Annotated in this window: 9 protein-coding genes; 4 read left to right on the plus strand and 5 right to left on the minus strand. The window is 41.6% G+C overall.

The window, feature by feature from the left end:
- Positions 1–128: 128 nt before the first annotated feature.
- The 3 genes from ACSLGF_RS18580 to ACSLGF_RS18590 all read right to left on the minus strand — a co-directional run bounded on the left by ACSLGF_RS18580 (position 129) and on the right by ACSLGF_RS18590 (position 1876).
- Positions 129–380 (minus strand): YusU family protein, encoded by a 252-nt coding sequence (locus ACSLGF_RS18580; RefSeq protein ID WP_249704895.1) that lies wholly within the window; start codon positions 378–380, stop codon positions 129–131.
- Between the two features lie 72 nt (positions 381–452).
- Positions 453–1283 carry an ABC transporter ATP-binding protein gene (locus ACSLGF_RS18585; RefSeq protein WP_003213584.1) on the minus strand — a complete coding sequence of 277 codons (831 nt, stop codon included), beginning with the start codon at positions 1281–1283 and terminating at the stop codon, positions 453–455.
- Between the two features lie 146 nt (positions 1284–1429).
- Positions 1430–1876, minus strand: coding sequence for a YusW family protein (locus ACSLGF_RS18590; protein WP_456007790.1), 447 nt, complete (start codon positions 1874–1876; stop codon positions 1430–1432).
- 123 nt (positions 1877–1999) lie between these two features.
- Here ACSLGF_RS18590 and ACSLGF_RS18595 point away from each other — a divergent pair, with 123 nt between their 5' ends.
- Positions 2000–2845 carry an SDR family oxidoreductase gene (locus tag ACSLGF_RS18595; protein ID WP_456007780.1) on the plus strand — a complete coding sequence of 282 codons (846 nt, stop codon included), beginning with the start codon at positions 2000–2002 and terminating at the stop codon, positions 2843–2845.
- A 41-nt stretch (positions 2846–2886) separates the two neighbouring features.
- Here the strand turns inward: ACSLGF_RS18595 and ACSLGF_RS18600 are convergent, their stop codons facing one another.
- A complete protein-coding gene (locus ACSLGF_RS18600; RefSeq protein WP_456007782.1) occupies positions 2887–4257 on the minus strand; it encodes a S1C family serine protease in 1371 nt (456 codons plus the stop codon).
- Between the two features lie 336 nt (positions 4258–4593).
- On the opposite strand from ACSLGF_RS18600, the gene ACSLGF_RS18605 reads away from it, so the two are divergent.
- Positions 4594–5271, plus strand: coding sequence for a response regulator transcription factor (locus ACSLGF_RS18605; RefSeq protein ID WP_456007784.1), 678 nt, complete (start codon positions 4594–4596; stop codon positions 5269–5271).
- Entirely contained in the window at positions 5268–6599 is a 1332-nt protein-coding gene (locus ACSLGF_RS18610) for a sensor histidine kinase (protein ID WP_456007786.1), read from the plus strand. The genes ACSLGF_RS18605 and ACSLGF_RS18610 overlap by 4 nt, the downstream gene beginning before the upstream one ends.
- A 21-nt stretch (positions 6600–6620) precedes the next feature.
- On the opposite strand, the gene spxO is transcribed toward ACSLGF_RS18610, so the two are convergent.
- Positions 6621–6785, minus strand: a complete 165-nt coding sequence (gene spxO / locus ACSLGF_RS18615; protein ID WP_003212782.1) for an anti-adapter protein SpxO — start codon at positions 6783–6785, stop codon at positions 6621–6623.
- Positions 6786–6977: 192 nt separating this feature from the next.
- Here spxO and ACSLGF_RS18620 point away from each other — a divergent pair, with 192 nt between their 5' ends.
- The gene (locus ACSLGF_RS18620; RefSeq protein ID WP_456007788.1) at positions 6978–7856 is read left to right on the plus strand and encodes a TetR/AcrR family transcriptional regulator; all 879 of its coding nucleotides are present in this window, start codon (positions 6978–6980) and stop codon (positions 7854–7856) included.
- The last annotated feature ends 168 nt before the right edge of the window (positions 7857–8024 follow it).

The following is an 8024-nucleotide window of genomic DNA, read 5'->3' on the forward strand; positions in this document are numbered from 1 at the left end:
CACTCTTGTCCCCATAGAAAAAACACCTCCACGTCTTATTTCGGATAACAACGATCCGTTTTCAAACTTGAAGGTGTTTTTTATTTGTCTCATCTTATGGGGTCAGTCCCTATGATGCTGGCAGTTTTTTAGCGGTCTTTTTTGGCTCGATGTGCTTCATTCAGTTGTTTGATCCGCTGAATGGTTTCTTTGATCTCTTCTTTTGCCTCTGGATACGTTTCGTTAAAATGCTTTGCTAAAGGCGGCATGCTTTTGGCAATATGCGAGTAGATCACCCACTGTTTCACATCTTTTTTCAGTGCTTCGGTCGTTTCACCAAGCAGCAGCTCTGTATATTTATCAAGCAAGCCTTCGAGCTTTTCATCTAATTCATTTCCCATTCATTTTCCGCCCCCTTTTTCAGAAAAAAGCCTGACTCTGTGCGTAACAGATGTCAGGCTTTTGACATACGATTATCTTGCAGCAAGAAATGTCTCGGCTTGCGCCTGCTGCACAATACAGCGTCCTCTGCCATGCGGAATACATAATGGTGTTCCGAATAATGGATCTGTTGTCACTTGGCAGTTCATATCAAAGACATTTTTCACGAGATCACAATTAATGACGGTTTCCGGTCTACCTTCTGCATAAATCGTCTTGTCTTTAATCGCTACAAGATGATGAGCATATCTGCATGCGAGATTGAGGTCATGAAGAACCATCACAATCGTGCGCTGTTCTTTTTCATTTAAGTCAAAAAGAAGGTCAAGGATTTCAATTTGATGCGTCATGTCTAAATATGTCGTCGGCTCATCTAACAAAATAATATCGGTCTCTTGAGCCAGCGTCATCGCAATCCAAGCACGCTGCCTTTGTCCACCTGATAATGAATCAACAGTCCGATCAGCAAGGTCTTCCATCTTTGTTGACTTCAATGCACGATTCACTGCTTCTTCATCTTGCTTCGACCACTGCTTCAGCCAATTTTGATAAGGATATCTCCCTTGCTTCACTAGCTGATGCACAGTTAATCCTTCTGGCGCTTCTGGTCCTTGTGGAAGAATGGCGAGCTGTTTCGCTACTTCCTTTGTTGGTAATTTTGCAATGGAATGTCCTTCAAGCAGGACAGAACCGCCCATTGGCTTCATGAGACGGGCCAAAGAGCGAAGTAGCGTGGATTTACCGCATCCATTGCTGCCAATAAATACTGTGATTTCACCCTTAGGGATTGATACATTTAGTTCGTCTATGATCATTGTTTCTCCGTAGCCTAAGCTTAAACCTTCAGTAGAAATGGCACTCATTCCGCTCAAACGCTCCTTTTCTCATCCAAATTTTTATATTGAATATCGTCTATGTATAGACGTAAAAGATCACTTATCTTAATTTAGTGTATCAGATTTAAGTGATCTTGAAAATCATTTTCAATTAAAAAATGAGAAAGTCTCGTTTACTTCTTCTTTTGGAATGTACGTTTTGTCCCATCTTCGAGCTTTATATCGACCTGAATCCGCTGATAATCGTCATCTAAATTAAAAGCGGCTAATAGTTCATTTACATATGTCTCACTGAGCTTTGCACTAGGAATAGACATATCATTTAGCTTCATCTTCATCTCTCGCAAAGCTTCTTCTCCTTCATAGCGGACACCATTCATATGGTCTCGAATGAGCGCTTCTTCTTTGCCGCTCGCCTGACGGTAGGTGGCTTCGTATAATTCACTTTTATGTCCATATTGTACATGCAGGTGCAGATGCTGAAATGGCAGTTCCTTCATTTGAACAGCTGACAGACTCTCTGCTTCTGCTTCATTTGTATGTTGTAACGGTTCGATTGATTGACAGCCGGACAGCATAAAGAGCAGCACTCCTATTAGTCCCGCCTTCTTCCAACACATCATGTGTTTCCTCCTATTTCACATCATCGTTTTTTATTCTTCTCCAAGCTTCTTTTCGTTATTCAACTAAACAGTATGTTATGGTAAATGAAAACAAAAAATATACGTCAAAAGGAGAACCGGATGATGAAAAAAACAGCCATTGTGACTGGTGCCAATAGCGGCTTTGGAAAACTTATCACGATACGCCTCGCTAAGCAAGGCTATACAGTGATTGCTGGTGTCAGGCAGGAAGCCAACGCCAAAAAGCTCGCCGAAGAAATGATGCAAGCCTCTTTATCCGAATCTATACATATTGAAGCATTAGATGTGACGGACACGCAGTCGATTCAAGCATTTAAGAGAAAACTGGATGCCTATGCACCCATTACCCTGCTCGTGAACAATGCAGGGACCGCCTATGCTGGCTTTGCTGAAGAGGTTCCTATTGACACGTACCGCCAGCAGTTCGAGGTGAATGTCTTTGGTGTAATGGAAATGACACAAGCGGTTCTTCCGTTTATGACAAGCGGTGCAAAGATATTCAATATGAGCAGCATCAGCGGGTTAATGGGAATGCCTGCGCTCTCTCCATATGTATCGTCCAAGTTTGCTTTGGAGGGCTATACAGAGAGCTTGCGGATTGAACTGGCTTCGTTTGGTATACAGGCGGCCTTGATCGAGCCGGGCTCTTTCCAAACAAATATTTGGAACACCTCCATGAACGAACAGATGATTCAGCCAGCGGGAGATTCTAAATACACAAGCATCTATCAAAAGATGATGGCCTATATCAATGCCCAGAAATCAAACTACGGAGATCCTCGTGAAGTCGCAGAACTCGTTGTCACACTTGCAGAAAAGAAACAGCTGAAACAGCTAAGATATCTTGTTGGGAAAGGCGTTCGCCTTTCATTTACAGCAAAGCAGCTCTTGCCTTGGAACTTGTGGGAAAAAATCATCTTACGTTCACTCTCATCAAAAAAATAAGCACAAAAAAACAGGTGGGCCTTTCATCCACCTGTTTTCATTTATTCATTTTCAGACTGCCCAAGGGTAATATCTAGATTTTTGTTCTTCCCTTCACGAATGACGGTCATTGTGGTTTTATCGCCAATCTTTGTTTCTTTGTAAAGAATTTCTTTCAGCTGAGAGCTGTTCGCCACGTCTTTCCCTTTAAACTTGATGATCACATCTCCAGATTTCAAGCCTGCCTTTTGTGCAGGAGATCCTTTTGATACATCTTTTACGTAAATGCCTTTGCCGATTTGTTTATCAAATAATCCGAGCGTATTTTCCTGATACGTTTCAGGCACTTGCTCAAGGTCAATCATTTGTACGCCAAGGTAAGGACGTTCGACTTTTCCATTTTTCAATAACTCATCTACAATCGGTTTCACATCGTTACTTGGGATCGCGAAGCCGAGTGATTCCACACCGCTTTCGCTAATTTTCAAGCTGTTGATACCAATGACTTGACCATTCGTATTGATCAGTGGACCTCCACTGTTCCCTGGGTTGATCGCTGCATCTGTTTGCAGCACATTCATCTCAACAGTACCAGATGACGTATTCGCTTCAACGGTACGGTCAACACCACTAATAATCCCTTCTGTCACAGTACCTGAGAACTGCGCACCGAGCGGATTTCCAATGGCGATTACTTTATCTCCAGCACGAAGCTTAGAAGAATCACCAAAGCTTGCCACTTTATCAATGCCGTCAGCGTTCATTTCGACAACGGCTAAATCTGTCATGACGTCACTGCCGACTAGCTTCGCTTCTTTTGTTTTCCCATCATAAAGCGTGACCTTTAATTTATTGGCACCCTCGACTACGTGGTTATTTGTAATAATGTACGCCTTCTTGCCATCCTTTTTGAAGATGACACCTGAACCCGTTCCAGCTTCAGCTTCTGTTGAATCACCGCTAAGACCGAACGAATTTTGTGTAGATTGATAGTTTGAGACCCCTACAATGGTCGGCTCTAAATCTTCTACCATATCAGCTACATTCGTGGCATTGGTGATTTGTTTTGTTGAGAAATTATCAGAGGTTGCCGGTTCACTTGACTCTGTTTGGGTTTGAGTGTTTGCGGCTGTATCTTGTGACTGCGGCAAAAGCGGCGTAATGCCAAGCACAAGACCTCCGCCAATAATCCCCCCAAGAATCGGGCTCAGCCATGCAGCCTTCCGTTTTTTCTCTTTTTTAGAAGCACGGTCATCCATCATTTGAGGAGATCTGTTTGTCACACTCTCCTGAGATGCAGATGTTTCGTTTTCATGTTGGTGAAAAACGAGTTCTTTCTCTTTTTGTGGTTCGTCTATTTGTTTTTCATTCTCTTGATGTGCGTCTTCTTGATGATTCATCTTTTTCTCTTCATCTTCTTTTCGGAAATCCATCGCTTGCACTCCTTTGCATCATTTTCATGACATGCTTCATTCATATGTGTAGATAGGACTCATGTCCTCTTCATGGCAAGATCATTGAAAATACTTTATGGCAATATGTCAAATTATATAATACTTATTCATAGAAAAAAAGCAAGGTGCGCACATTGGTGAAAAGCACCTATTCTTCAGCCTTTTGTCTATGCCCTTTTTTCCCTTGAGCTTATCATAATCAAACATTATGGGATAATGATGAGAAGAATATGTGAAATTGTGAAAAAAGCGTGTGATTGTTGACATGCCGCCTTTGTATCCCGTTATAATGACGTTGAGAGGATGTGGAAGACTTTGTCGTACACCATTTATTTAGTTGAAGATGAACAAAACTTAAATGAACTTTTAACCAAATATTTAGAGAGTGAAAATTGGAATGTCTCCTCTTTTTTAACCGGAGAAGCGGCACGTGAGGCAATGAACAAGCCGCCGCATCTATGGATCTTAGATATCATGCTGCCTGATACGGACGGCTACACACTTATTAAAGAAATCAAAGCTGCATCACCTGACGTACCGGTCATTTTCATTTCAGCCCGTGATGCAGATATTGATCGTGTCCTCGGCTTAGAGCTGGGAAGCAGTGATTATATTGCGAAGCCATTTCTTCCGCGCGAGCTGATCATTCGGGTGCAAAAGCTGCTTGAGCTTGTGTACAAAAATAGCGATACTCCGCAGCAGAAAAGCGTCACACCCGTCTCCTCCTATGTCATTCATGAGGATGTAAGAGAGGTGTATGAAGGAGATCAGCTGATTAACTTAACTTCTAAGGAATTTGACTTGCTGCTTTTATTTACACATCATCAGGGACATGCTTTTTCTCGTGAAGATATCCTCGTCAAAATTTGGGGACACGATTACTTCGGAACAGATCGTGTGGTCGACGACCTTGTCAGACGGCTACGCAAAAAAATGCCCGACTTAAAGGTCGAGACCATCTATGGATTTGGCTATAGGATGCTAAAAGGATGAAGAACAAACCGCTCGCTTTTCAAATTTGGGTCGTCATCTCTGGTATTTTGCTCACGATCTCGATTGTCCTGATCATCCTATTTTCCAATACATTACGAAACTTTTTCACGAATGAAATTTATAAAAATATAGAAAATGAACAGCAGGTGCTCACAGAATATCCGTTGAACCGAGACGGCTCGCCAAAGTCGACACCGGAAAACCGCTCGGTGCAGCACATTCTGATTCCGTCAGATGAATTAAACCAAATGGCGCAGTTTTTCCCGCACGCCTTTATTGAGAAAATCCAAGCCTTTGTGAAAAAACAAAAAAGCGCAACGAAACGCTATTCTGAAGAGGTAAATGGCCAGCACATCTTTTTTGTCATCAAAAAAGTATCAACAGACAATACACAATATATTCTTCTGTCCTATGCACCAGACTCTTATCGAGACGACCTGTCCTTTACGCTGTTTAAACAGCTGATATTTATCCTGGGCACCGTTATTTTATTAAGCTGGATTCCATCGATTTGGCTTGCCCGCTACTTATCCCGTCCAATCGTTGCATTTGAAAAGCACGTGAAGCGGATTGCGCAAGAGGACTGGGACGACCCTGTCATCGTTGACCGGCAAGATGAGATCGGGAAGCTTGGTCATACCATTGAAGAAATGAGACAAAAGCTCATTCAAAAGGATGAAACAGAACGGACTCTTTTGCAAAATATATCACATGACTTAAAGACACCTGTCATGGTCATCCGCGGCTATACGCAGTCGATTAAAGATGGTATTTTTCCTAAGGGAGATCTTGAACAAACGGTGGAAGTCATTGAAGGTGAAGCGGAAAAACTTGAGAAGAAAATCAAGGATTTGCTGTACTTAACAAAGCTTGATTATTTATCAAAACAACACCCCGCACATGCTTCCTTCCTACTCAGTAATACGATGCTGGAAGTGGTCGACCGAATACGCTGGTCGAAAAATGAATTGCAGTGGAACGTGGACTTAGATGATGAGGCTGCACTTGAAGGCGATCCAGAACAATGGAGCAAATTATTTGAAAATGTGCTAGAAAACCAACTTCGCTACGCGAAAAGTAAAATTGATATTCATATGAAGCAGGAAGAGGATCAAATCCGCATTGTCATTCGGAATGACGGTCCTCCAATTGAAGAACATATGCTATCCAACCTATACGAACCTTTTAGTAAGGGAAAAAAGGGCGAATTCGGTATTGGGTTAAGCATTGTCAAACGAATCCTTTCAATGCATCAAGCGTCCATATCTATTGAAAATGATGATCTAGGTGTACGTTATACGATCACTGTTCCAAAGAAGAGACTGTAGGTTTTAGACCGCAGTCTTTTTTTAGATGAATGAATACCCATTGAAATCACGGTATGTGGCTTTAATCTTCTTACCAGCTTGATACATCCATTTCTTTTCAATTGTGGTTTCTTTCGGCATTTTGACTTTTTCTACTTGAATCCCTTTTGTTCGCAAGCGTCTAATCATATCATCGATTTCTCTCATGGAACATCATCCTTTCACATATTTTGACCAGTTGGTCACCTTACTTTATAATATAAAGAATTACACTGTAAAAAACAAGTTACAATCTGATTAATTTTTGAAAAGTTTCGTCGTTTATGACCGATAAGTCACATCTCTTTGCGCACGTTTCCTAAGACATTTGTCTCTCGGTAAGAAAGGATGACATTCATATTGAAAAAGAAAGAAAAAATGATCATTGAGGCCGGCATGAAATTATTTGCCAGCAAAGGCTACAATACAACGTCTGTTCAGGAAATTGCGGATGAATGCCATATGTCAAAGGGTGCTTTTTATCTTTATTTTAAATCAAAGGAAGCGCTGCTCATTTCGATCTTGCATTACTATTACGATAAGGTATTTACCCGGATTCATGAGGTTCAAACAGAGGGCGGCACACCAAAAGAAGCCTACCGCAAACAGCTCACTGTCTATTACGATAATATTTTGCAGCAAAAAGATTTTATTAAAATGCAGCTGAGCGATCGAGCTCTTCCATTGAATGAAGAAACGCAGCAGCTCGCGAAACAAATCAGGCTTGCAACCATCCAGTTGCACATTGATAACATTAAACAGGTGTATGGAGACGCAGCGATTCCTTATATGACTGATCTTTGTTTGACGATCGAGGGCATGAGTCACGTTTATTTTGAGCTTGCGATTTTATATGATTTTCAGCTAGAGGCTGAAGAGCTTGCCACAACCATGATTCACCGTATCGATGATTTGATGGGCGGCATGATGAAGCGAAGCGATGTTCCGCTCATTTCCGTAGATCAAGCGAGTGATTGGTTTGGTCCTATTTATGAACGGTCATTCGACCCGCTGACAGAATCTCTGTTAAAAGAATTAAGAGAGCTTGCAGAAGAACACTATGAAGTGAAAGACGAGCCTGATTTATTTGAAGCTCTCGGCATTTTAGAAAATGAGTTAAATAAACAAAAACCAAGACAAGTCATCGTCAAAGGCATGCTGTATCAACTGAAATTGTACGTGCCGCTCCAATCCATATCTGAGTCACTTTTGCGCATTTTGAAAGAGGATCATTTATAAAACCAGGCAGCCCCTAGGTTTTAATTTTGTTCACCATATTTAAAAAACCAGGGGCAGCGGGACTGACCCCATAAAGTGAGACAAATAAAAAACACCTTCAAGTTTGAAAACGGATCGTTGTTATCCGAAATAAGACGTGGAGGTGTTTTTTTCTATGGGGACAAGAGT

The organism is Bacillus sp. A015, from assembly GCF_053851875.1.